Raw genomic sequence first — 23,944 nt, forward strand, 5'->3', positions numbered from 1 at the left:
CCCGTTTGCCGGGTTGAAGAAAAAGTTTCAGCAGGATGGAAAATGAAGAATCACATGCCGTGAAGCTGAAGCTTCACAACATCGTGCCGTCAGGATTTGACGGGGGAGTCCATACACGAATTGTTAGGCGGCGGCCAACTGCGGTGCCGATGCCTTGAGAGTTGCGAAGCGCTCGACAAATGCAGCGCAGCTCTGCCGGTCACGCCTTGCGATGCGGAGCCGACAGCGGCCACCCCGAGCTCGGGGGAAGCCCGCGAACACATCCATGCGCGTGCCTTGGACGGAGAGCACAGTGTAGAGCCCACCCAGATACGACCGCATAGTGATGGATGCGACCTCGGCCAGGGGAGCCTCATGGACTAAGTGCTTGATCTTCAAGAGGCCGGTGAGCGAGTCAACGATCTGGATCTCAAGCCGAAAGGTGTGGTCCTGCAGGTTGACGAGCCCATGGCCCTTCAGCAGGCCCTGCCAAATATCGGCGATGAAGAAGGGAACGGTATTCACAGCCGGGCTCGGAGGTTTGCTCGAAAGAGTGTGTCAGCCGCTGCGGGGCCGCTCAAGCCGCCTAACACCTGAATTAAGCCGCGCCGCGAAGTGGCGTCGGCTTAGATGATTGGTTAGCCGTTGAGCACTTTACTCTCACAGCTGATCGAAATGTATGTAACTACAGACCCCTTGCATGACACTTGCCTTGGTGATGAATACCTCATCTCCAGCGCGACTCAGTGTGTGTAGGTACTCAAGCCCTCCTGATGTGTTCTCCAGAAAAGTGTAGACCTCAGCCGTTTTACCTGGATAGACGACGAGCACTGAAAAAGACTTCGCGCCACGACTCAATGGAATGACGGTGCCGCCATCAGCTCGTGCCGAGATTATTTCTCTTCTTATGTCGACGAAGAGAATGTCGTACTCGCCTCCACTGTTCTTCGTGAGCTTAGTAATGCCACTACTGATCTTCTCGTCTTCCCAGCCACTATCGGCCTTTTTGATCACTCCTGTTTCAGGATAGTAACCCTTGCCACTCGGCTCCGAACAGGAGGCTATGTCAGTCGCATGAGCGGAAAGACTCGCGAACGCAGCGAAAAGAAAAACTAACAGCCTCACTAAAGCCTCCATCAATGGCTAACACCAGAATTAAGCCGACCCGCGAAGCGGGTTCGGCTTGAATGATTTGTTAGGGCTCATGCCGGTGTAGTTAAAGCTGCACACGTAGCCGCCCTCCTCAGACTCGAGATTGTCTGATACATATGCTTCATACGCTCCCGAGCGACTGAAGATTGGCACAAGCGAGTCGGCCTCTGACGCGCGGCCCCTGAGCGAAGTCGGCACCTCGATGCGGGTAGCCGCAGCAAACTTCTCCGGCGTCATCAACTGCGGCTCACCATCCGGTGGCATGTGACCCACGAGGAAGTACCAAGTGTTGTCAGATACGCGGCGGATAGCCAACTCACCGCCATGCCCAGGACCCAAGGAAAGTACTAGCGGATGAGGGGCTCGAAGAGTGCTGGGAGAGCAGGCCAGCACGCGTGAGTTGGACAGCCATACCGCAGGCTCGTACCCATCACTCGCCACGGGGCCGTTTGCTAGAAGCGCGGCTAAGAAGATGCTTTTCATGAGCCCTAACACCGGAATTAAGCCGACCCGCGAAGCGGGTTCGGCTTGAATGATTTGTTAGGCGCCACCGCTACGGCGCCCATGTCTCGTTTGAGGCATTTCGAGGCTGGGTCGCAACGCAAAGAACCAGACATCACCGATGACGCAGATCGCAGCTGCTACGCCCACAGCAACTTTGAAGGCGAAGGGCCAGTTCGCGAATTGGTACGCGTGTGGCAGCAGTGCGGTGAACTCGTACGGCCAGAGAGTGCCAAACAGAAGGGCAGTCCCGACGACAACGTGCAAAAGCGTCAGCCAAATTGTCTTGGCGCCTGTTGTTCCTTCAGTCATTTGAAGTCTCCATGTGACGCCTAACACCTAGTAGGCCGCCTAATTGCGGCACTTTGCCGAGTGTGGCGTAACTCGACGACAAAGTGAACAGGCATGATCCTATGCAGGATCAACACCTTGCATGACAGCCTTGCCATCCTCCCTGGTCGCAGGCTGGGGACGTTATGTCGCAGGAGTGCGGTGCTATGGATTATTCCCCCAAGGATGCGGGTGTAACGGCAGGACATTCCCCACGGTTGCTGGAGGTGGTGCGTGAGCGAATCCGGCTGCGTCACTACAGCCGGCGCACTGAACAGGCCTATGTGGGCTGGATACGCCGCTTCATCCTGGCCAACAACAAGCAGCATCCTCGCGCGCTGGGCGCCGACGCGGTGGAGGCCTTTCTCAGCCAGTTGGCCACGCAGGGGCAGGTGGCGGCGGCTACGCAGAACCAGGCGCTGTCGGCGCTGCTGTTTCTCTATCGCGTGGTGCTGGAAGTGGACCTGCCATGGATGGAGGACGTGGTGCGCGCAAAACGCCCGCGCCGTTTGCCGGTAGTGCTGTCACAACAGGAGGTGGCGCGCTTGTTGGCTGCCTTGCCTGATGGATTACCAGAACTGATCGGGCGGCTGCTCTACGGCACGGGCATGCGCCTGCTCGAATGTCTGCGACTGCGCATCAAGGATGTGGATATCGGCCGCAACGAAATCTGCGTGCGCAGCGGCAAGGGCAACAAGGACCGCCGTGTGCCGCTGCCACTGAGCCTGCGCGAGCGCTTGCTGCTGCAACGTCAGCGCTCCCTGCATGTGCACCAGATAGACCTGGCTGCCGGGCTGGGCGAGGTGGAACTGCCGCATGCACTGGCACGCAAATATCCCGGCGCGGCAACCGAGCCGGGCTGGCAGTACCTGTTCCCGTCCGGCAATCTCTCGCGTGACCCACGCACCGGGCAGACCGGGCGCCACCATCTGGGCGAGGATGTCATGCAGCGTGCGATCAAGCGCGCCCGCCACCACGCCGGGATGATCAAACCCGTGACCTGCCACACGCTGCGGCACTGTTTTGCCACGCACCTGATCGAGGCCGGGCACGACATCCGCACGGTGCAGGAACTGCTCGGCCACAAGGATGTCAAAACCACGCAGATTTACACCCACGTGCTGGGCCGTGGCGCGGGCGGGCTGCTCAGCCCGCTGGACCGCTTGATGCCGGTAACAACCTGATCAAACCCGCACGCTTATTTGAGATAACGCGCCAGCACGGCAGTCATTTCCTCGGCCCCGCTGTCGCGCTGGCCGGCATCCTCTGGCGCGGCCACATGGGCGCGCAGGTGGTGGGCCATCAACTGCACCATCAGGCCCTGCGCTGCGCCGCGTACCGCCGCGGCCTGGGTGAGCACGTCCAGGCAGTCGGCCTGGCCGCCGTCCAGCGCGCGCTCCAGTGCCAGCACCTGACCCTTGAGCCGGGCCACGCGTTGCTTGAGCGATTTGTCGGCATGGTTCAGGTGGCCCATACATACCCTCCGGGGGTATCTGATACGATGCGCCCATCCTAGCCCAGGGTCCCCCGCCATGGCCACGCTTGATCCCCGCACTGCTGCCCGCCCCGACTGCCGCCACCCGCAGGCCTTTGCCAGCGGCAACCCGGTGGGCGAGGCCAAGACCCGGCGTGCGGTGATCCTCACCGCCGTGATGATGGTCATCGAGATCGTGGCCGGTTATGGCTTCGGCTCGATGGCGCTGCTGGCCGACGGCTGGCACATGGGCACCCACACCCTGGCCCTGGGCCTGACCCTGTTTGCCTATGCGGTGGCGCGGCGCAATGTGGCCAACCCGCGCTATGCCTTCGGCACCTGGAAGGTGGAGGTGCTGGGTGGCTATACCAGCGCCCTGCTGTTGCTGGGTGTGGCCGCGGCGATGGTGTGGGAATCGGTCGAGCGCCTGCTCAACCCGACCACGGTGCAGTACCAGGAAGCCATGATCGTGGCAGTGGTGGGCCTGGCGGTGAACCTGGTCTGTGCCTGGTGGCTGAAGGACGACCACAGCGCCCACAACCACGGCCATTCGCACAGTCACGCCCACGGCGAGGAGCATGACCACCCCGACCATGACCATGCCCATGGCAGCGACCCCGGTGCCGGCCACAAGGACCTGAACCTGCGCGCGGCCTATGTGCATGTGGTCACCGATGCGGCCACCTCGGTGCTGGCCATCGTTGCCCTGGCCGCCGGCTGGGCCTGGGGCATCGGCTGGATGGACCCGGTGATGGGCCTGCTCGGCTCGGCCCTGATCACCTGGTGGGCCATCGGCCTGCTGCGCTCCACCAGCCGCGCCCTGCTGGATGCCGAAATGGACAACCCGCTGGTGGGCCGTATCCGCGCCAAGCTCACTGCCCTGCCCGGCGTGCAGGTCGAGGACCTCCATGCCTGGCGGGTGGCCAGTGACCGCTGGGCCTGTGTGCTGAGCGTGCGCGGCCCGGCCGGGCTGGACACCGCGGCCATCCATGCCGCACTGGCCGGCGAGACGCGCCTGGCGCACCTGAGCGTGGAAATTGCCAGCGGCGCGGCGCCTGCTACCCCGCATGACCCGGGCCACCATGGCTGTGGCGGGCATGGGCACACCCACTGAGCACGGCCGCTGACACCGTGCGTCAGTCGCTACCCTCGCCGCGCACGCTGCTGCCGGCACCGTAACCGGCGCCCATCCCCATACCCATGCCGGCGCCCATGCCGCCGCCACCACCGGCACCGCCCCGGCCGCCGCCTTCTGCGCCCTTGCCGCCGCCCTTGCCCGGTCCACTGCTGGCCGGCCGCGCCGGCCCCTGGGCCGGGATCGGCAGGGTGGGCGGCACCGGGCTCAGGTCCAGCGTGTCGCGGATGAAATCACGCAGGCTCACCACCAGCGCGGCGGTGTGGATCGGGCGGCCGGCCACCATGTCATGGGCGGCCTGGGCGGCCAGTGCCACTTGTTCCTCGGTACCCAGCAAGACGATGTCCGACAGCGCCGCCTCCACCGCATCGCGGATGCGGCGCGCGCGCTCGCCGGCTTCGCCGCTGTCCACTTCAGGCAACAGCACGCTGCCCTCGGCGGTGGTCACCGCCTCACCGGCAGCCAGCGCGCGGGCCTGTTCGGCCGCCTGTTGGCGGATCTCGCGCAGGTGGCGCGGGTCCACGCTGAGGTCACCGGTGAACGAACCGCCCAGGGTCTTGTAGGCCGCAATCAGGGTCTTGAGGCGCTCGTTGATCTGGCGGTTGGCCGCCTGCTGGCGGGCCTGCACGGTCTGCATCAGCACCAGGCGGATGCCCACGCCGATCAGGGTGATCACCAGCAGGCTGGCCAGGGTGGTCAGCACTGCCTGCCAGGAACTGAAATCCATAAAACGCATCACCGCCTCCTCATTTGCCATGGCTGGCCCGGGCCGGCGCATAGCGGTCGTTTGTTCGCCGCCCAAACTGCCACAACGGCGCTGCTGGCGGCCACTTGCTCACACTTGACCGGCTTGCACAATCTATCGTTGGCGCCTTGTGTGCGGATAATGGGCGGTCCGTTTCCCCGGACTACCCCATGCACGCCTCCCGTCCCCGTGCCCTGCCCCTGCTGCTGGCTGCGCTGACTGCCACCGGCCCGCTGGGCATCGACATGTACCTGCCCGCCATCCCGCAGATGGCCGCTGACTTCGGCACCCATGAAGGGGCCATCATGTTCAGCCTGATGACCTTCTTCTTCGGCCTGATGGCCGGCCAGCTGGTCTACGGCCCGCTGAGTGACAAGTTCGGCCGCCGCCCGCTGATCTTCATCGGCATGAGCATCTTCGTGCTCGGTTCGATCGGCTGCGCCCAGGCGCCCAGCCTGCCGGCCCTGCACGCCTGGCGCCTGCTGCAGGGGCTGGGTGGCTCGATCGGCATGGTGATCGCCTTTGCCATCATCAAGGACCTGTTCGCCGGCCCCGCGATGGGCAAGATGATGTCCCTGGTACTGGCCGTGCTCGGTCTGGCGCCGGTGCTGGCCCCGCTGGTGGGCAACGGCCTGATGGCCATCGACTCCTGGCGTCTGATCTTCTGGGCGCTGGCTGTCTGGGGCGTGTTGCTGGCCCTGGCCATCGCCGTGCTGCTGCCCGAGTCGCGCTCGCCCGAAGCCCGCGCGGGTTTCTCGCTGGCGCGCATCCCGCAGACCTATCTGTCCATCCTGCGTGACCGGCGCTTCATTCCCTTCGCAGCCACCCTGGTGGTCGCTCAGGCCGGTTTCTTCGCCTATATCGCCGGCTCGTCCACGGTGTTCATCCGTCACTACGGCCTGAGCCCGACTGCCTTCAGCATCCTGTTTGCGGTCAATGCCATCGGCATCGTGGTGGCGGCCATCGTCAACCCGAAGCTGCATGCGGCCTGGGGCGTGCAGCGCACCTACCGCCGCGCCAACACCGCCTATGCGGTGGTGATGCTGGCCACCCTGGCACTGTTTGCCGCCGGTGTGAGCCACATCGCGGTGCTGTGCGCCGGCCTGTTCCTGTCGGTAGCGATGCTGGGCCTGATCATGCCCACCGGCAGCCAGCTGGCCATGGCCCAGCAGGGCCCGGTGGCCGGCACCGCCTCGGCCCTGATGGGCTCGCTGCAGTTCGGTGCCGGCGCCATCATCAGCGCCATGGCCGGTGTGCTGGTGGCCAGCAACGCCATCGCCCTGGTGCAGATCATGGCGCTGTGCGCCACCGTCTCGGCCGTGATGGCCTGGACCCTGTTCCCGTCCAAGACCCAGGCCTGAGCCTGCGTGTCCGCCGCAGGTCGTGACCTGTGGCGGACGCTGCGAGGCGATAAACAGGTAATGTGGGCGGGTATTCCCCCCATGCACGCTTTTTCATGTCCCCCACTCCTGCTTCTGCCCCCGCCCTGGGGCAATCGCTCACGCCCCGCCAGCTGGTGATGATGGGCCTGGGCAGTGCCATCGGCGCCGGCCTGTTCCTCGGTTCGGGTGCCGGTATCGCCATGGCCGGCCCGGCCGTGCTGCTGTCCTACCTGATTGCCGGCGCACTGGTGATCATCGTGATGCACGCCATCGGCGAGATGGCCGCGGCCAAACCGGCCAGCGGCGCCTTCTCGGTCTATGCCGCCGATGCCCTGGGGCCCACGGCCGGGGCCACCATTGGCTGGCTCTGGTGGGTGCAGCTGGTGATCGTGATTGCCGCCGAGGCGGTGGGTGCGGCCGGCCTGCTGGCCACCATCTGGCCGCAGCTGTCGGTGCCACTGACCGCGCTGGGCTTCATGGTGGTGTTCACCGCGATCAATCTGCTCGGAGTGAAGAACTTCGGCGAGTTCGAGTTCTGGTTCTCCCTGCTCAAGGTGCTGGCCATTCTGGCCTTTGTGGCCATCGGCATTGCGCTGCTGGCCGGCTGGCTGCCGGGCGTGGCCTCACCGGGGTTTGCCAACTTCACCGCCCATGGCGGCTTCATGCCGCAGGGCGTGGCCGGTATCGGTGCGGCCCTGCTGGTGGTGGTGTTTGCCTTTGGCGGCACCGAGATCGTGGCCGTGGCCGCGGCTGAAACCGCCGACCCTGGCCGCAGCATCGCGCGTGCGGTCAAGACGGTGGCCTGGCGCATCGCCATCTTCTACCTCGGCTCGATCAGCGTGATCATCGCCGTGGTGCCGTGGAACAGCGAGGCACTGAAGTCGCCGTTTGCCGCCGTGCTGGCCCAGGCCAACATCCCCGGCGCGGCCACCGCCATCACCCTGATTGCGGTGGTGGCCCTGCTCTCGGCCCTCAATGCCAACCTCTACGGTGCCTCGCGCATGGTGTTCTCGCTGGCACGCCGGCAGGAAGCCCCGGCCCTGCTGGGCACCACCAACCACACCCAGGTGCCGGTGGCCGCGGTGCTGGCCAGTGTGGCCTTCGGCTTTGCCGCCACCGTGCTGGAACTGATCTACCCCGACCAGGTGCTGCCTGTGCTGCTCAACATCGTCGGCTGCACCTGCCTTCTGGTGTGGACCCTGGCCCTGGTCTCGCAGCTGGTGCTGCGCCGCCGGGCCGACGCGGGCGGCACCCCACTGCCATTCCGCATGGCCGGCTTCCCGTGGCTGACCGGGCTGGCCCTGGTGATCCTGGCTGGCATCTTCGTGCTGTTGCTGGCCGGTGAGGCCACCCGCGTCCAGTTCATGTCGATGGCCGCACTGGCCGGCCTGATCGCCGCCGGCAGTGCGCTGGCCCGGCGCGGCCGCGCCGCCGGCAGTCCAAGCTGAGCGCAAGCTGTCGGCTGGTCAGCAAACTGAAGAAAGGGTGGATACAAACCGGCGCGGGTCGATCTAGGATTGCGCCGCCGCCGGCCCATCCCGCCCGCACTCCCCCACCCCCTTTCTGCACGACAGCAGCCTTCCGCCATGATCGACACTGAAGAACTGATCCAGCGCGCCATTGATCCCGCCTCCGTCCGCATCGAAGGCACGTTGACCAATCCGCCGAGCTTTGGCGTGTACCTGGTGATTGATGCCGATACCGGCGAAGAACGCTACCGATTTGGCTCCCACCCGGTGCGCCAGCAGGAGCTGGAGGACGACTTCGGTGGCTGCGACCTGGAATACCTGTTCCTCTCGCGCAGCGATGCCGCCGCGCTGACCTCGGCGTTGAACAAGCGCAACGGCTGAGCCGGCTTACTTCAGGCCCAGCCGCCGCGCCAGCCGGTGCAGGTTGGCGCGGTCCACCTCCAGCTCACGCGCGCACGCGGCCCAGTTGCCGTCATGGCGCTGCAGCACGGCGGCGATATGCCCACGCTGGAAGTCATCCAGCGCCTGCTTCAGGCCCTGCGCGGGGCCGGCGATGACAGGGGAGCCAGCCGCCTCGGGGCTGGCCAGTGCCGCGCCCGCGCCGCTAACTGCCACCGGCAACGGCAGGTCCAGCGCCCGCGCATCGACACTGAGGATGCGCCGCGCACCTTCGCTGCCCTGCGCCTGCGCGCGCAGTACCGCACGCCCGATCAGGTGTTCCAGCTCGCGCACGTTGCCCGGCCAGTCATAGCCGAGCAGCGCCTGGCGCGCATCATCGGTCAGCCGCAGGCCGCGCAGGCCAAGCCGGCCGCGGGCCTGTTCGAGGAAGCTGCCGGCCAGCAGCAGCACATCGCGCTCGCGCTCGCGCAGCGGCGGCACCCGCAGTGGATAGGCGCCGAGGCGGTGGTACAGGTCGGCACGGAAACGGCCGGCGCGGACCTCGCTGGCCAGGTCACGGTTGGTGGCGGCAATCACCCGCACATCGACATGGTGCTCGCGGTCGGAACCGACCCGCTGCAGCTGCCCGCTCTGCAGCACGCGCAGCAGCTTGGCCTGTACCGGCAGTGGCAGTTCACCGACCTCGTCCAGGAACAGGCTGCCGCCATCGGCCAGCTCGAAACGGCCACGGCGGTCACCGACCGCGCCGGTGAAGGCGCCGCGCACATGGCCGAACAACTCGCTCTCGACCAGGGTATCGGGCAGCGCGGCGCAGTTGATCACCACCAGCGGGCGCTCGGCGCGCGCCGACAGCCGGTGGATCTGCCGCGCCACCAGTTCCTTGCCAACCCCGGTCTCGCCGCTGATCAACACGCCCAGCTCACTGGGCCCGACCAGCCGCAATTCCCGCCGCAGGGTCTTGTAGGCCGTGCTCTGGCCGATCATCTCGGCCTCCGGTTGCCCGCCGGCCACCGCCCGCCACTGCTCGGCATCGCGCTGCTGCTCGCGCAGCTGCAGTGACAGGCGGTCAATCCGCTGCACCGTGCGCACGATCACCGCGGCCAGCCGCGCGAAAGCCTCCAGCCGTGCCAGCTCGACCGTGCCGAAGCTGCCGGGCTGCAGCGCGTCCAGGGTCAACAATCCCCAGACCTGCTCGTCCAGGCGCAGCACGCAGCCCATGCAGTCATGCACTTCCAGCTGGCCATGCACCGATTCGACCAGGCCGTCATACGGATCGGGCAGCTCGCACCCGGGCGGAAAGTGCACCGGGCCGGCGGCGCTGACCAGCTGCGCCAGCCGCGGGTGCTCGGCGAGCAGGAAGCGACGGCCCAGCGTGTCCAGGCTCAGCCCGTCCACTGCCTGCGGCACCAGCTGCTCGCCATCAAGCTGCAGCAACGCTGCCGCATCGCAGGGCAGCAGCCGGCGCAGTACCGCCAGCAGGCGCTGGTAACGCTGCGCGGCGGGCATCTCGTTGGCCAGGTCATCGATCAGCGGAATGACTTCGGCCATGAAGGGGTTGGTTGTCATTGAGACACCCGGCGTGTGGATTGGACACTGGCTCATGGATGTCATTTTAACCGCGCAAGCTGTAAATCATTGAAATAAAAGGCCGCAAAACCTGGCACGCAACCTGCTTATAAAAGGGTACTACTCACTGCTTGTGGAACTGTAACCATGCTGACCGCTGCCCAACGTGACCTGATCAAAGCCACCGTACCGCTGCTGGAAACCGGTGGCGAGGCGCTGACCAGCCATTTCTACCGGCTGATGCTCAGCGAGAGCGAGGCCGTGCGCCCGCTGTTCAACCAGGCGCATCAGGCCAAGGGTGACCAGCCGCGGGCACTGGCCAACGCCGTGCTGATGTATGCCAAGAACATCGACCGGCTGGAGGCACTGGGCCCGCTGGTCGGGCAGATCGTGCACAAGCACGTCGCGCTGCAGGTGCTGCCCGAACACTACCCGATCGTCGGCCACTACCTGCTGCGTTCGATCCGTGAGGTGCTGGGGCCGGAGATCGCCACCGACGCGATCATCGATGCCTGGGGCGCGGCCTACCAGATGCTGGCCGACATCCTGATCGGTGCCGAGGAATCGGTCTACAGCGCCACGGCCAACGCACCGGGCGGCTGGCGCGGCGCGCGCAGCTTCCGGGTAGCCGACAAGGTGGCCGAATCCAGCGAGATCACCTCCTTCCACCTGGTACCGGCCGACGGCGGGCCGGTGGTCGACTTCCAGCCCGGCCAGTACATCGGCATGCGCCTGGTGCTGGACGGCAACGAGGTGCGCCGCAACTATTCGCTCTCCGGCAGCGCCAACGGCAGCAGCTACCGCATCAGCGTCAAGCGTGAGCCCAAGGGCGTGGTCTCCAACCACCTGCATGACAATGTGCAGGTCGGCGATACCCTGGAACTGTTCGCCCCGGCTGGAGACTTCACCCTGGCCGACGGCCAGCGCCCGGTGGTGCTGATCAGCGGCGGTGTCGGCATCACCCCGACCCTGCCGATGCTGGACAAGGCGCTGGCCGATGGCCGCCCGGTGCACTTCATCCACTGCGCCCGCAATGGCCAGGCCCATGCCTTCGGTGCGTACCTGGCGCAGAAGCAGGCCGAGCACCCGCAGCTGCGCAGCTACACCTGCTACAGCGAACCGCTGCCCGGTGACCGCGCCGACGCCGAAGGCCTGCTCAGCGGCGAGCTGTTGGAACAGTGGCTGCCAGCCGAGCGTGACCTGGACGCCTATTTCCTCGGCCCGAAGCCGTTCATGGCCCAGGTCAAGCAGCTGCTGCGCCAGGCCGGCGTGCCGGATGCACAGAGCCGCTACGAGTTCTTCGGCCCGGCCGCGGCGCTGGAAGCCTGAGTACCTGAGCGCGGGGCCGGCAACGGCCCCGCGTTTTGCCCTGCCGGCATGGCTGTGTTCCAGCGCTGGCGACTCTGGCCGGGCAGCGGCTGTGCGACCCTGAGCACTCTTTCCCGAACGAGGCCAGCGCGCATGTCGCCGATCCTGATGCCGGCCGCCTTCATCGGCCATGGCACGCCGATGAATGCACTGGAACACAACCGCCATACCGCTGCCTGGCAGGCGTTCGGCGCTGCGGTGCCGCGCCCGCGGGCGATCCTGGTGGTCTCGGCGCACTGGCATATCAACGCCACCGCGGTGACCGCGATGCCGCGCCCGCGCACCATCCACGATTTTTACGGCTTCCCGCCGGCGCTGTTTGCGATGCAGTACCCGGCACCGGGCCTGCCGGCGCTGGCCGAGGAGATCGCCGATGCGCTGCAGCCGGACCAGGTCAGTGCCGACCATGACAGCTGGGGCCTGGACCACGGCACCTGGTCGGTGCTCTGCCACGCCTTCCCCGAGGCCGACATCCCGGTGGTGCAGCTGTCGATCAACGCGGCCCAGCCGCTGGACTACCACCTGCGGCTGGGCGCCAGGCTGACCGCACTGCGCCGCGCCGGCGTGCTGGTGGTCGGCAGCGGCAACGTGGTGCACAACCTGCGTGCGCTGGACTGGAATGCGGCCGAGGAAGGCTTTGACTGGGCGCATCGCTTCGATGACGACGCCCGCCAGCTGATGCTCGAGCAACCCGGCGATATCGGCCGCCTGCTCTCCCACCGCGACTGGTCCAGGGCCGTCCCCACCGACGAGCACTTCCTGCCGCTGGCCTATATCGCCGGCTTTGCCGCCGCCAGCGGCGAGCCGGTCAAGGTGCTCACCGATGGCTATGCCTTCGGCGCGCTGTCGATGACCGCCTATACCGTCGGCGCCGACTGCGCCCGGGTGCAGACAGGCCTGAGCGGCGGCGCCACCCCGTCCAGCGCACTGGCCGGCGACCAGACCAACCTCTGACCGGCGCACTCCTGACCGACACCGTGAGCAGGTCGTGCGTTTGTGGGAGTCCACTGCCTTGATCTGGCAGGCCTTGACCTTGCTTTTGTGGGAGCGACCTTGGTCGCGATCGGGTTGCTCCCCAGCACCGGGCTGCTCATCGCGCGCAAGCGCGCTCCCACAGGGGCAGGCTGTTGTTTTTGTGGGAGCGACCTCGGTCGCGATGCCTTTGCAGGATTCTGCTTGACCGCGATTCACGCGCCAGCGCGCTCTCACTGGGGCAGCCTGTTGTTTTTGTGGGAGCGGCCTTGGCCGCGATGCTTTCCCGGCCCTTGCATTTGCGGCGGCCCGTCACGCGCCAGCGTACTCACGCAGGGGCAGGCTGTTTGCTTTTGTGGGAGCGACCTCGGTCGCGATGCCTTTGCAGGATTCTGCTTGACCGCGATTCGCGCGCAAGCGCGCTCCTACAGGAGTGCAATGCCTGGTGCTTTTGTGGAGTCCGCTGCCTTGATCTGGCAGGCCTTGACCTTGCTTTTGTGGGAGCGACCTTGGTCGCGATCGGGTTGCTCCCCAGCACCGGGCTGCCCATCGCGTGCGGGGCGCGCTCCCGCAGGGGCGGGGCATGCTTTTGTGGGAGCGGCCCTGGCCGCGATGCGCCGGCGGTGTGGGCTCAGGCAGGCAGGCGGGCCACCCACCTGGCCATGAACTCACCGGCGGCCACGCCGGGCTTCAGGGTGAGGCCGGCCTGCTTGATGAAAGCCGTGGCACTGGCCGCTGCCACCTGGCGGGCCACGCGTTCGGCCTGCTGTACGGCCGATTGCTGGCGGCGCAGCTGGACCAGCTGCAGGGAGGGACGACCCGGCGGGGCGAACTTCTGGTCGCGGCGCAGGATGTCGGCCACCGCGCTCACTTCGGCACCAGCCTGGTCCAGCGCCTGCTGATCCTGCAACGCACGCAGCAGGGCCTGCCCAGCCGGCGAGAGCCCTGCCTGCGCGCCGTCCCAGAGCAGGCCGTCAGCCACCCCGGCCAGGGCCGGATCGGCGGCCTGCAGCCGGGCAAGCAGCAAGGGCATGGCCGCGCTCACCCGATCACCCGCTTGAACGGCGGCAGCGCGTCGATGATGCGCTGGCCATAACGGCGGGTCAGCAGGCGCGAATCGAGGATGATCACCCTGCCGTGGTCCTCGCTGGTACGGATCAGGCGGCCGGCAAACTGGGTCAGGGTACGCAGCGCATGCGGGATCGCGATCAGGTTGAAGGCGTTGTGGCCGCGGCGCTCCAGCCATTCGCCCAGGGTCGCGGTCTGCGGGTCGGTGGGGACGGCAAACGGCACCTGGGTGATGACCACCGTGGTGCAGGCCTCGCCCGGCAGGTCCAGGCCTTCGCCGAAGGAGTTCAGGCCGAACAGCACCGAGCCTTCGCCGGCGGCGGTGCGGCGCAGGTGCTCGTCGATCATCTTCTGCTTGGCGGTCTCGCCCTGCACCAGCACCCGCTCGCGGCGGCGGCTGGGCAGCAGGCTGGCGACCTTTTCCATCTTCCAGCGCGAGGTGAACAGCACCATCGAGCCCTTGTCCCAGTCCAGTTCCTTTTCCAGGTAGTTGGCCACCTCGATCGGGTGGCGCTGGCGGTCATCGGGCGGCACCGGGAACGGCGGCACGATCAATTCGGCCTGGTTTTCCAGGTCGAACGGCGAGGACAGCGCGATCATCTCGGCATCGTCAGGAATGCCATTGTCGATCGCCAGCGCCTGGAAACCGCCACCGCCGGTGAGGGTGGCCGAGGTCATCACCACCGAATCGACGCTGTCCCACATCAGCTTGCGCAGCACCTGGGCGGCGGAGATCGGCGAGCCGTGCAGGATGAAGTCGCCATCGCGGTCCTGGGTGATCCAGCGCGCCATTGGCGGGGCACCGTCGGCATCCTCGCGCTTCCACACGCTCCACAGCTCGTGCATGGCCTGCACCATCTCGCTGGCCATGCCGAGGTTGCGCTGCAGCTTCTCGCGCGCCGCATCGGCGCCGTCCTTGCCCTTGGCCACCAGCGAGGTGGCGGCATGGAACCAGTTGAACAGCGCGCGGGTGTCCTCGGCCAGCTCGTGCACGGCCGGCATCCAGGCTTCCGGCAGGCGGCCTTCCGGTGCGCGCCACTGCGGCTCCAGGGTTTCATCACTGGGCTGCCAGCCCATCGCCACCTGGTCACGGAAGGCCTTGAGCAGCTTGCTCACCCGCGCGGCCAGTTCGATCGCCTCGTTGGGGTGCAGGTTGCCGATGGTGTCCTTGTCCACCGCGCGGTAGGCGGCATTGATCAGCACCTGCAGCCGGTTGCTGCGCCGGCCCATCGCATCCAGCGCCAGGCTGGCCGCGCCCTGGTCGATGGCGACGTTGCCGATGTGGTGGCCTTCATCGAGCACCAGCAGCATGTCCGACGGCGGCGCCAGCAGCGGCTGGCCGGCATCGACATCGCCCAGGCTCAGCGCCGACAGCAGCAGCGCGTGGTTGGTGACCACGATCTGCGCCTCGCGCACCTTGGTGCGGGCGCGCAGCACCGGGCAGTTGGCCGCATAGGCACAGCGGCGGCCGGCACAGCCCGAGGCCGGCGTGGTGATGGCCGAACGCAGGTTCGGGGTGATCGCCTCCGGCGCATTGTCCAGGTCGCCATCCCAGCTGCCGCCCAGCCAGGCCTCGGCCAGGCGCGCGGCCACGTCGATCTCCACCGGCGCGATCGGGCGGTCAAACAGCGCCGGCTCGTCACCGAACAGGCCGTCCTGGGAACCTTCACCCTGCACTTCGGCGGCATTGCGCGTGCACAGGTAACGGGTACGGCCCTTGGCCAGGGCGACCGTGGCCTCGATCCCGGTGGCCTTGAGGAAATTGGGGATGTCACGCTCGAACAGCTGGCCCTGCAGCGCCACCGTGCCGGTGGAGATGACCAGGGTCTTCTTGCTGGCCAGCGCAATCGGCACCCCGGCGGTGAGATAGCCCAGCGACTTGCCCACGCCGGTGGGCGCCTCGACCACCGCCACCCCGCCGCTGTTGCCCAGCGCACGGCTGACTGCGGCAATCATCTGGCTCTGCGCCCGGCGCAGCTTGAAGCCCGGCGTGTTGGCCTGCAGCTGGGTATAGGTGTGGCGGACGGCGTCCTTCAGGGCATCGTCGAGCTGGCGCGGGGCGGGCGCGGATTCACTCACGCGAAGGATTTCCTGGCTACGGCAAGCCGGGCATTGTCCCATGCCCGGCTGCCGGCTGCCTGTACCGCCGGCGTGCTAGCGCCCCTTGGCGGCCACGCCGGCACGCTGCTGGCGCAGGCCATGCACCAGCGCCCAGGCCAGGGCGATGAACGCGCCGGCCTGGACCAGGGCGATCATGAAACGGGCAATCCCCATGCTGTTGCCCAGTGCCGCCACCGCATCGAAGTTGCCCTGCACCACCAGCAGCAGCGGCAGCACGGTCAGCAGGCCCTCCAGCAGCACTGCCGCCATCAGCAGGCCCAGCGCGCTGCGTGCGACCCTGCGCACCCGCCCGGCCGGGGCATCGGCAAGCATCACCACGGCCACGCCCAGGGCAATCAACACCGGCATCCGCACACCGACGCTGGTCAACAACGAAAACCACAACTGCGCGTTATCCATGCCAGCTCACCCAGGCATCAAAGCAGCTGTGCACGCAATTGCGCGTACACCGGCTCGGTATCCGGATGGCGGCCATGCCACAGATGGAACGCCTCGGCCGCCTGTTCGACCAGCATGCCCAGGCCATCGATCTGCTTGCGGCAACCGGCAGCATTGGCCCAGGCCAGGAACGGCACCGCGGCGGCGCCGTAGTTCAGGTCCACCGCGCTGGTGCGCGAATTGACCAGCGAGGACGGCAGTTTCGGCGGTGGCGTGGCGCCATGCGCGGCCGAGGTGGCATTGAGGATGATTTCAAAATCGCCCTGCTCGTCCAGCGCTTCCCAGTAGGCCGAGATCACCCGCCCCGGCTCGCCCATCGCATCGACCAGCGCATCGGCGCGGCTGGCGGTGCGGTTGGCCACCACCAGTTCATCGATGCCGGCATCCAGCAGCGCCGGGGCCACCCCGCGGGCGGCGCCGCCGGCACCCAGCAGCAGCACCCGGCAACCGCGCAGGTCCAGACCGTGGCGGCTGGTCAGGTCACGCACCAGGCCGCTGCCGTCGGTGTTCTCGCCATGCCAGTGCTGCTCACGCCAGATCAGGGTGTTGACCGCGCCGGCGCGCTGCGCGGCATGGCCATGGCTGGCGCACAGCGCAAAGGCGGCTTCCTTCAGCGGCAGGGTGACGTTGGCCGCGCGGCCGCCGTCGGCAAAAAAGGCCTGCAGGGCCGCCGGGAAAGTCTCCAGGTCGGCATCAATGGCGCGGTACTGCAGCGCGATGCCTTCGGCCTGGGCAAAGGCGGCGTGGATGAACGGCGAGCGCGAATGGGTGATCGGGTGGCCAAACACAGCGTGTTGAGCGGTCATGACAAGGCTCCTGCTTGCGTAAACTCAAAACCAATTTATCGCCGGAAACCCCACGATGCGCGTGATCCCGACCCTGTTGCTGCTGGTTGGCAGTGTAGCCTGCGCCGCCGATGCGCTTGCGTTGAACGAATACGGTATCGAAGGCATGGGCCGGGTATCGACCCGGGCCGACGAGGCCGGCGCCAGTGTCAGTGCCGATGGCCGCTGGATCGTGTTTGCCAGCAACCGGGACGGTGGTGCCGGTGGCTGGGACCTGTGGCAGGCGCGGCTGGAAGACAAGCGCTGGAGCCAGCCGCAGCCGCTGTCGTTGAACAGCGCCGCCGATGAGCGCGCGCCGTTCTTCAGTGCCGATGGCCGCTGGCTGTATTTCGCCTCCTCCCGCGCCGGTGGCCAGGGCGGGCTGGACATGTACCGGGTAGCGGTCAATGGTGGGCGCTTCGGCCGGCCCGAGCCGCTCACCGCGGCCAACAGCACCGCCGATGACAGCTCACCGGGCGTGGATACCCACGGCCAGCTGCTGTTTGCCAGCAACCGCGGCGGCAGCTGGGGGCTGTGGCGCAGCGATGCTGCAACCGGCGCCCGCCCACAACCGCTCCCCGGGCCACTGGACCGGGCAGGCAACAGCCTGAGCGTGCTGGTGCTGGGCGAACGCGGCGACCTGGTGCTGGCCCGCGACGCCGGCGATGGCCGTACGCGCCTGCATCACGGCTACTGCCAGGCCGGGCAGTGGCACGACGGTGGCGCGTTGCCACTGTCGTTCAACGATGGCAACGGCCTGACCCAGGCCGCCGGGGTCGACCACAGCACACCGGCCGAACTGCTGCTGGCCGGCAGCGCGCGTGCGCCACGCGCCGGCGGGCTGGACATCTACCGCACCCGCGCGCCGCTGGGCCGCGGTGATGGCAGCTGCCGCTAGGGCTGTGCGGCATCCCCTTCTTGCAGGCTGGCCAGCAGCGCGGCCCGCTGCTGGCGGTACTGCGCCTCGCTGAGCCGGCCCAGCGCGCGCTCACGCCCCAGCTGCCCGAGTGCGGCGATCAGCTCGGGGCTGGCGCCGGCCTCGCGCAGCAGGCGCTCGTCGGCCGAATGCAGCAACGGCTGCTGGCGCTGGCGGCGGATGCGCCGCACCATCATCGCCACCAGCACCACGAAGATCAGCACCGAGCCGATCAGGATCGACCACTGCAGCAGACCCAGCTCCAGCACCCCTTCCGGGCGCGGCGTATTGGTCATCGGCCCCATCGGGAACAGCGCCTGGTCACCGGCCATGCTCAGCCCTCCTTGAGCCAGCGCGCGATCTGCGGCGCGAAATAGGTCAGCACGCCATCGGCGCCGGCACGCTTGAAGCCGAGCATGGTTTCCATCACGCAGGCCTTCTCATCCAGCCAGCCATTGGCGGCGGCGGCCTTGAGCATCGAATACTCGCCGCTGACCTGGTAGGCAAAGGTCGGCACGCCGAACTCGGCCTTGACCCGGCGCACGATGTCCAGGTACGGGGTGCCCGGCTTGACCATCACCATGTCCGCGCCCTCGTCCAGGTCCAGCGCGATCTCGCGCATGGCCTCGTCCGAATTGGCTGGATCCATCTGGTAGGTCTTCTTGTCGGCCTTGCCGAGGTTGCCGGCACTGCCCACCGCATCGCGGAACGGGCCGTAGAAGGCCGAGGCGTACTTGGCCGAGTAGGCCATGATGCGCACGTTGGTGTGCCCGGCCGCATCCAGCGCCTGGCGGATCGCACCGATGCGGCCGTCCATCATGTCCGACGGCGAGATGATGTCGGCGCCGGCATCGGCATGGCTGACCGCCTGCTTGACCAGGGCATCGACGGTGATGTCGTTGAGCACATAACCGGTGTCATCGATGATGCCGTCCTGGCCGTGGGTGGTGTACGGGTCCAGCGCCACGTCGGTCATCACCCCCAGCTGCGGGTAGGCGGCTTTCAGCGCCCGCACCGCACGCTGGGCCAGGCCGTCCGGGTTCCAGGCCTCGGCGCCGTCCAGCGACTTGCGCGCCGGGTCGATCACCGGGAACAGGTCGATCACCGGGATGCCCAGGGCCACGCACTCACCGGCCACCTTGAGCAGTTCCTCGATGGACAGGCGCTCCACGCCCGGCATCGACGCAACCGGAATGCGGCCTTCGCCGTCATGGATGAACAGCGGGTAGATCAGGTCGTCGGTAGTGACGGTGTTTTCGCGCATCAGGCGGCGGGAAAAGTCGTCACGGCGCATGCGCCGCGGGCGGTAACCAGGATGGAACACGGCAGTTCTCCGATAAAGAGGAAGCAGAAGCACAGGTCATTGCAGCAGATAAGCTTGGGGCTGCAATGGCGCAGGCAAGGGCTGCTGGCCAATCGCGGCCAGTTGGTCAATCTCCAGCGTGCGCACCAGCGCCGCCAGCGGCAAGTCATTGGGTTGCAGGCCGAACGGGTCTTCCATTTCCTCGCCCAGCTGGTCCAGGCCAAAAAACGCATACGCCAGCAGCATCGACAGCAATGGCGTGGCCCAGCCCAGCGCGCTGGCCAGGCCAAACGGCAGCAGCACGCAGAACAGCCACGCGCAGCGGTGCAGCAACAGGGTGTAGGCAAACGGCAACGGCGTGCTGGCAATCCGCTCGCAGCCGGCCTGCACGCTGGCCAGGGCCTGCAGGCGCTGGTCCAGCTGCATGTAGAGGATCGGATCCAGCCGCCCGGCCTGCAGCGGTTCGGCCAACGCCGCGCCGATCCGGCCCAGCAGGGCGTCGGGCAGGTTGGGATGGCTGCGCAGGTCGGCATCGTCGGCCTGCAGCCAGGGCTGCACCGCCTGCCAGCCATCGTTCTGGCGCAGACGTGCAGCCAGGGCATGGGCAAAGGCCACCGTCAGGTACGCGGTGCGCCGGCGCAGCGCCGGTTGGTCGGCCAGCACACTGGCGGCCAGCCGTGCCAGGCCACGGCTTTCGAACAACAGCTGGCCCCACAGCCGGCGGCCCTCCCACCAGCGCTCGTGGCAGGCGTTGTTGCGGAAACTCAGGAAGATCGACAGCACCAGGCCGAGCAGGCTGAACGGCACCACCGCCAGCCCCTGGCCGGCGCCCGGGCGCCAGTAACCGGCAAATGCGCACACCAGTACCGCCAGAACGCCAATGGCCAGCACCTTGGGTGCAATCGCCGGCACGATCGAGCCACGCAGGATGTACAGCAGCTGCCAGCCATGCGGCCGGGGACGGATGATCATTGCAGGGTCTGTCGGGGAGCGGGCCGGGGGGAGGAAAATCACCGCCACAGCGGTGGAACAACCGCTCCCATTCTAGCGCCGGCTCGCTGTCCCCTCGCCGACCGGCGGCCTCAGATCAGGCCGCCACCCAGGCTCAGGCGCACCACCCCGACCACGATGGCGACGATGTTCAACGCCAGGCCGGCCTTGGCCCGGCCACGGTTCTGTTCGCGGGTGAACAGCACGCCCACCGCCGCAATCAGGGCGCCAATCACCGCAAACGGGATCATGAACCAGTTGCCCCAGCCCAGCAGCGGGATGAAGGCCAGCAACATCCACAACAGCGCCACGATGCCCCAGATCAGACTGATTACGCCCATCGATGCTTCTCCATTGGCCAAGGATCCGCGCTCGACTATACGGCCCCATGGTGAGGATTGCTGGTCAATTCACTTCGGCCCGGTAATGATGCGCACAAGCCCACCCTGTGACCTGCCGCCATGAACCTGCGCCCTGCCCTTGCTGCCCTGCTGCTGGCCCCGCTGCTGCTGGCCTGTGCCAGCACCTCGAAGGTGATGCTCAGCCAGGCCCGGCCGGCGATCGACCCGGCCCTGGTCCAGGTGTATGCCAGCCCGCCGGAAGGCAGCATCGAGATTGCCCAGATCGAGGCCACCAGTGCGGCCGGCTTCGGCACCCAGGGCCAGACCGACGCGGCCATCGCCCGGCTCAAGCGCGAAGCAGCCGCGCTGGGCGCCAACGGCGTGATCCTGATGGGCGTGGGCAGCCAGCGCGCCCCGGTCAGCGTCGGCCTGGGCGGTGGCAACTACGGCCGCCACGGTGGTGTCGGCCTCGGCGTGGGGGTACCGGCCACGCAGAAGCAGGCCGCCGGGATGGCGATCTGGGTACCAGAACCGGCCCCGATGGTGACCCAGCCGCGCGAATAAGCCCGGCCTTGTCCGCTTGAACAGCTACAGAAAAGGGCGCCATCCGGCGCCCTTTTGCGTGCTGGCAGCACCGCCGCCAGGCGGTCCTGCTCAGGGCTTCAGGCAGCGTGCCAGGAAACGCTCGGCCATGCGGTAGCGATGCAGGGCGTTGGCCCCGGACAAGCCGTGCTTGGCGCCGGGGTAGGTCATCAGCTCGAACGGCACGCTGCGCTGCTGCAGCGCGCTCATCAGCACGGTGGCGTTGGAGAACAGCACGTTGTCATCGGCCATGCCGTGGATCAGCAGCAGCGGCGAGGTCAGGCCGTCGATGTGGCTGAGCACACGCGCCTGGGCGTAGCCATCCGGGTTGTTGCCCGGCAGGTCCATGTAGCGCTCGGTGTAGTGGGTGTCATACAGGCCCCAGTCGGTCACCGGTGCGCCGGCAATGCCGCAGGCATACCTGTCCGAGGCCTTGGCCAGCAGCATCAGGGTCATGTAGCCGCCATTGGACCAGCCGTGCACGCCAATGCGCTTGGCATCCACCCAGGGCTGGGCGGTGAGCCATTCAATGCCCTTGAGCTGGTCTTCTACTTCCACCATGCCCTGGCGGCCGTACAGCGCGCCGCCGAAATCACGCCCACGGCGCGGGGTGCCACGGTTGTCCAGCGAGAACACCACATAGCCCTGCTGGGCCAGGTACTGGTTGAACAGCGCATCGCCACGGCTGGGCCAGCTGTTGCTCACGGTCTGGCTGGCCGGGCCGCCGTAGACGTAGGTGACCACCGGGTACTGGCGGGTGGGGTCGAAGTCCGGCGGGGTGATCAGGCTGTAGTGCAGCTCGGTGCGGCCATCGGCGGCGGTGAGGGTGCCGAACTGCAGCGGGCGCTGGGCAGCCAGGTACGGTGCGTACGGGTGGTCGGCGGCGGCCAGGTCGTTCTCCAGCAGCGTGGCGATCTTCGTACCGTCGGCCTTGAACAGCTCGATCTGCGGCGGCGTGCCCGCATTGGACCAGCTGTCGACATAGACGCTGGCATTGCGCGCAAAGCTGGCGCTGTGCATGCCCGGCACCTGTGAGAGGCGTTCGATCGTGCCGCTGCCGGAAAGATCGGTGGCCAGCAGCGCGCTTTCGCGCGGCGAATCGATGCCGGCGCGGAAGTAGACCTTGCCGGCGGCCTCGCCCACGGCCAGCAGCTCATCCACCGGCCAGTGCCCGGAAGTGAGCGGGGTGATGGCCTTGCCATCCTCGCTGGCCAGGTACAGGTGCTGGAAGCCGCTGCGCTCGGAAGACCAGACGAAACGGCCGTCCTTGAGGAAGCGCAGGCTGTTGTGCAGTGGCACCCAGGTGGCGCTGGTCTCGGTGAGCAGGGTGCGCTGGGTACCGCTGGCCAGGGTGGTTTCCACCAGCTCCAGGCGCTTCTGGTCGCGGCTCTGGCGCTGGAAGGTGACGCGCTGCGGATCGCGCCAGTCGACCCGGGCCAGGTAGATGTCCGGGTTGCTGCCCAGGTCGATCCACTGCGGCTGCGCGCCGGCGAGCGGGGCAATCACCCCCAGCTGCACCCGCACGTTGGCATCGCCGGCGGCCGGGTAGCGCTGCTCGACCATCTCCACGCGGTCGGCATACATTTCATAGCGCTTCTGCACCGGCACCGGACCCTCATCGATACGGGCAAAGGCGATGGCCGAATCATCCGGTGCCCACCAGTAACCGGTGTGGCGGTCCATTTCCTCGTCGGCAACGAACTCGGCCACACCGTTGCCGATGACCTCGCTGCCGTCAAAGGTGAGCTGGACCTGCTGGCCGCTGGCCAGGTCGATCACCCACAGGTTGCGCGCGCGGATGAAGCTCACATACCCGCCCTTGGGCGAGACCTTGGGGTCGGTGGCAAAGCCTTCGCCAGCGGTGAGCTGTCGCACCGCGCCGCTGGCCAGGTCATACAGATACAGCTCGCCGGCCAGCGGGAACAACAGGCGGGTGGCATCCGGGGACCACTGGTAATCGACGATGCCGCTCATCGCCGCGATGCGCTGGCGCTCGCGGCGGGCCTTCTCGGCATCACTGAGCACTTCCTCGCCCGGCAGCACGACCTTGGAATCGACCAGCAGCCGGGTCTGCCCGGTGGCGATGTGGTACTCCCACAGGTCCAGCTGGTTGCGGTCGGCCTGCTTGCCACGCAGGAAGGTCACCCGCGAACCGTCCGGGGCCACCTGCGGCTTGAGCAGGGTCGGACCGGACAGCGCACGCGGGCCGGTGATCGCTTCCAGGGTGAGTTTTTCGGCGTGGGCAACGGCGGGCATGGCAAGGATCATGGCAAGGGCAAGCAACAAGGGACGCATTGGATTCCTGTCAGCGACAGCAGGGACCGCGCCATCCTAGCCGAGCCCGCCACCCGGTGCGGCACCGGCAAGCCTTCCCTGCTGCCAGGCGCTGCCAGCCAGCGGGCCGGCAGCGCGCCGCGTCAGCGGCTCAACGCTGGCCGAACAAGTGGCGCTTTTCTTCCTCACCCAGCGGCTGGCCGAGCTGCGGGTTCACCGTCGGACGCAGCGCACAGGCGCGCTTGACCGCCGGGCGCTCGGCAATGGCCGCATGCCAGCGCGCCAGGTGCGGGAAGGCGGCAAAGTCCGGCGGACGCTTGGCATACACCTGGATCCACGGCCAGGCGGCGATGTCGGCAATGGAATAGTGCTCACCGGCCAGGTACGGCACTTCGGACAGCCGCTTGTCCATGACCCGGTGCAGCCGGCGCACTTCGCTGTCATAGCGCTCGATCGCATACGGCACGGTCTGCGGCGCATACACCGCGAAGTGGCCCATCTGCCCGCTCATCGGGCCCAGCCCGGCCATCTGCCACATCAGCCACTGGCTGACCTGGGCCTGCTCGCGCAGCCCCTGGCCGCCGAAGCGTCCGGTCTTGCCGGCCAGGTACTGCC

General features: G+C 67.4%; 24 protein-coding genes. 9 read left to right on the forward strand and 15 right to left on the reverse strand.

Annotated elements, in window-relative coordinates; all coding sequences use genetic code 11:
* Nucleotides 1–123 precede the first annotated feature (123 nt).
* On the reverse strand, nucleotides 124–504 hold the full coding sequence (locus ABB25_RS13740; protein WP_057667754.1) for a hypothetical protein: 381 nt from the start codon (nucleotides 502–504) through the stop codon (nucleotides 124–126).
* 135 nt (nucleotides 505–639) lie between these two features.
* Nucleotides 640–1,104, reverse strand: coding sequence for a hypothetical protein (locus tag ABB25_RS13745; RefSeq protein ID WP_244477834.1), 465 nt, complete (start codon nucleotides 1,102–1,104; stop codon nucleotides 640–642).
* Between the two features lie 1,025 nt (nucleotides 1,105–2,129).
* On the opposite strand from ABB25_RS13745, the gene ABB25_RS13760 reads away from it, so the two are divergent.
* Complete coding sequence (locus ABB25_RS13760; RefSeq protein ID WP_057667764.1) at nucleotides 2,130–3,146, forward strand: integron integrase; 1,017 nt, start codon at nucleotides 2,130–2,132, stop codon at nucleotides 3,144–3,146.
* A gap of 14 nt (nucleotides 3,147–3,160) precedes the next feature.
* Here the strand turns inward: ABB25_RS13760 and ABB25_RS13765 are convergent, their stop codons facing one another.
* Complete coding sequence (locus tag ABB25_RS13765) at nucleotides 3,161–3,436, reverse strand: metal/formaldehyde-sensitive transcriptional repressor (RefSeq protein ID WP_057667767.1); 276 nt, start codon at nucleotides 3,434–3,436, stop codon at nucleotides 3,161–3,163.
* Between the two features lie 58 nt (nucleotides 3,437–3,494).
* Here ABB25_RS13765 and dmeF point away from each other — a divergent pair, with 58 nt between their 5' ends.
* On the forward strand, nucleotides 3,495–4,550 hold the full coding sequence (gene dmeF / locus ABB25_RS13770; protein ID WP_057667768.1) for a CDF family Co(II)/Ni(II) efflux transporter DmeF: 1,056 nt from the start codon (nucleotides 3,495–3,497) through the stop codon (nucleotides 4,548–4,550).
* Between the two features lie 22 nt (nucleotides 4,551–4,572).
* Here dmeF and ABB25_RS13775 read toward each other — a convergent pair whose 3' ends face one another.
* Nucleotides 4,573–5,307: a hypothetical protein gene (locus tag ABB25_RS13775; RefSeq protein WP_057667817.1), complete on the reverse strand. Its 735-nt coding sequence runs from the start codon at nucleotides 5,305–5,307 to the stop codon at nucleotides 4,573–4,575.
* 179 nt (nucleotides 5,308–5,486) lie between these two features.
* On the opposite strand from ABB25_RS13775, the gene ABB25_RS13780 reads away from it, so the two are divergent.
* The 3 genes from ABB25_RS13780 to ABB25_RS13790 all read left to right on the forward strand — a co-directional run bounded on the left by ABB25_RS13780 (nucleotide 5,487) and on the right by ABB25_RS13790 (nucleotide 8,548).
* The gene (locus ABB25_RS13780; RefSeq protein WP_211259328.1) at nucleotides 5,487–6,677 is read left to right on the forward strand and encodes a multidrug effflux MFS transporter; all 1,191 of its coding nucleotides are present in this window, start codon (nucleotides 5,487–5,489) and stop codon (nucleotides 6,675–6,677) included.
* 95 nt (nucleotides 6,678–6,772) lie between these two features.
* Nucleotides 6,773–8,146, forward strand: a complete 1,374-nt coding sequence (locus ABB25_RS13785; protein WP_057667770.1) for an amino acid permease — start codon at nucleotides 6,773–6,775, stop codon at nucleotides 8,144–8,146.
* Between the two features lie 138 nt (nucleotides 8,147–8,284).
* Nucleotides 8,285–8,548 (forward strand): hypothetical protein, encoded by a 264-nt coding sequence (locus ABB25_RS13790; RefSeq protein ID WP_057667772.1) that lies wholly within the window; start codon nucleotides 8,285–8,287, stop codon nucleotides 8,546–8,548.
* 6 nt (nucleotides 8,549–8,554) lie between these two features.
* Here the strand turns inward: ABB25_RS13790 and norR are convergent, their stop codons facing one another.
* A complete protein-coding gene (norR, locus tag ABB25_RS13795) occupies nucleotides 8,555–10,132 on the reverse strand; it encodes a nitric oxide reductase transcriptional regulator NorR (RefSeq protein WP_057667774.1) in 1,578 nt (525 codons plus the stop codon).
* 147 nt (nucleotides 10,133–10,279) lie between these two features.
* Here norR and hmpA point away from each other — a divergent pair, with 147 nt between their 5' ends.
* Both hmpA and ygiD read left to right on the forward strand, forming a co-directional pair.
* Complete coding sequence (gene hmpA / locus ABB25_RS13800) at nucleotides 10,280–11,461, forward strand: NO-inducible flavohemoprotein (RefSeq protein WP_057667776.1); 1,182 nt, start codon at nucleotides 10,280–10,282, stop codon at nucleotides 11,459–11,461.
* Nucleotides 11,462–11,593: 132 nt separating this feature from the next.
* Nucleotides 11,594–12,454, forward strand: a complete 861-nt coding sequence (gene ygiD / locus ABB25_RS13805; protein WP_244477835.1) for a 4,5-DOPA-extradiol-dioxygenase — start codon at nucleotides 11,594–11,596, stop codon at nucleotides 12,452–12,454.
* Nucleotides 12,455–13,103: 649 nt separating this feature from the next.
* Here ygiD and ABB25_RS13810 read toward each other — a convergent pair.
* The 4 genes from ABB25_RS13810 to aroE form a co-directional block, all read right to left on the reverse strand.
* Nucleotides 13,104–13,505, reverse strand: a complete 402-nt coding sequence (locus ABB25_RS13810) for a hypothetical protein (protein ID WP_057667778.1) — start codon at nucleotides 13,503–13,505, stop codon at nucleotides 13,104–13,106.
* Nucleotides 13,506–13,513: 8 nt separating this feature from the next.
* Nucleotides 13,514–15,619: an ATP-dependent DNA helicase DinG gene (gene dinG / locus ABB25_RS13815; RefSeq protein ID WP_152981243.1), complete on the reverse strand. Its 2,106-nt coding sequence runs from the start codon at nucleotides 15,617–15,619 to the stop codon at nucleotides 13,514–13,516.
* A 75-nt stretch (nucleotides 15,620–15,694) separates the two neighbouring features.
* Entirely contained in the window at nucleotides 15,695–16,060 is a 366-nt protein-coding gene (locus ABB25_RS13820; RefSeq protein WP_057667782.1) for a hypothetical protein, read from the reverse strand.
* A 17-nt stretch (nucleotides 16,061–16,077) separates the two neighbouring features.
* The gene (gene aroE, locus ABB25_RS13825; protein ID WP_057667784.1) at nucleotides 16,078–16,905 is read right to left on the reverse strand and encodes a shikimate dehydrogenase; all 828 of its coding nucleotides are present in this window, start codon (nucleotides 16,903–16,905) and stop codon (nucleotides 16,078–16,080) included.
* A gap of 55 nt (nucleotides 16,906–16,960) precedes the next feature.
* Here aroE and ABB25_RS13830 point away from each other — a divergent pair, with 55 nt between their 5' ends.
* Complete coding sequence (locus ABB25_RS13830) at nucleotides 16,961–17,821, forward strand: TolB family protein (protein WP_057667788.1); 861 nt, start codon at nucleotides 16,961–16,963, stop codon at nucleotides 17,819–17,821.
* Here ABB25_RS13830 and ABB25_RS13835 read toward each other — a convergent pair.
* The 4 genes from ABB25_RS13835 to ABB25_RS13850 form a co-directional block, all read right to left on the reverse strand.
* Nucleotides 17,818–18,171: a hypothetical protein gene (locus ABB25_RS13835; protein ID WP_057667793.1), complete on the reverse strand. Its 354-nt coding sequence runs from the start codon at nucleotides 18,169–18,171 to the stop codon at nucleotides 17,818–17,820. The genes ABB25_RS13830 and ABB25_RS13835 overlap by 4 nt on opposite strands.
* Before the next feature lie 2 nt (nucleotides 18,172–18,173).
* Complete coding sequence (gene hemB / locus ABB25_RS13840; RefSeq protein ID WP_057667797.1) at nucleotides 18,174–19,163, reverse strand: porphobilinogen synthase; 990 nt, start codon at nucleotides 19,161–19,163, stop codon at nucleotides 18,174–18,176.
* 36 nt (nucleotides 19,164–19,199) lie between these two features.
* Nucleotides 19,200–20,114 carry a bestrophin family protein gene (locus tag ABB25_RS13845; RefSeq protein ID WP_057667801.1) on the reverse strand — a complete coding sequence of 305 codons (915 nt, stop codon included), beginning with the start codon at nucleotides 20,112–20,114 and terminating at the stop codon, nucleotides 19,200–19,202.
* 110 nt (nucleotides 20,115–20,224) lie between these two features.
* The gene (locus ABB25_RS13850; protein WP_057667804.1) at nucleotides 20,225–20,473 is read right to left on the reverse strand and encodes a hypothetical protein; all 249 of its coding nucleotides are present in this window, start codon (nucleotides 20,471–20,473) and stop codon (nucleotides 20,225–20,227) included.
* A 120-nt stretch (nucleotides 20,474–20,593) separates the two neighbouring features.
* Between ABB25_RS13850 and ABB25_RS13855 the strand changes: the two genes are divergently transcribed.
* Nucleotides 20,594–21,037, forward strand: coding sequence for a hypothetical protein (locus ABB25_RS13855; protein WP_057667807.1), 444 nt, complete (start codon nucleotides 20,594–20,596; stop codon nucleotides 21,035–21,037).
* A 90-nt stretch (nucleotides 21,038–21,127) separates the two neighbouring features.
* On the opposite strand, the gene ABB25_RS13860 is transcribed toward ABB25_RS13855, so the two are convergent.
* Both ABB25_RS13860 and ABB25_RS13865 read right to left on the reverse strand, forming a co-directional pair.
* Complete coding sequence (locus ABB25_RS13860) at nucleotides 21,128–23,350, reverse strand: S9 family peptidase (RefSeq protein WP_057667810.1); 2,223 nt, start codon at nucleotides 23,348–23,350, stop codon at nucleotides 21,128–21,130.
* A gap of 130 nt (nucleotides 23,351–23,480) precedes the next feature.
* Nucleotides 23,481–23,944 (reverse strand): glutathione binding-like protein (locus ABB25_RS13865; protein WP_057667813.1); only part of this gene is annotated, 464 nt, incomplete at its 5' end.

The sequence above is a fragment of the Stenotrophomonas koreensis genome, assembly GCF_001431525.1.
In the GTDB taxonomy this organism is placed as follows: domain Bacteria; phylum Pseudomonadota; class Gammaproteobacteria; order Xanthomonadales; family Xanthomonadaceae; genus Stenotrophomonas; species Stenotrophomonas koreensis.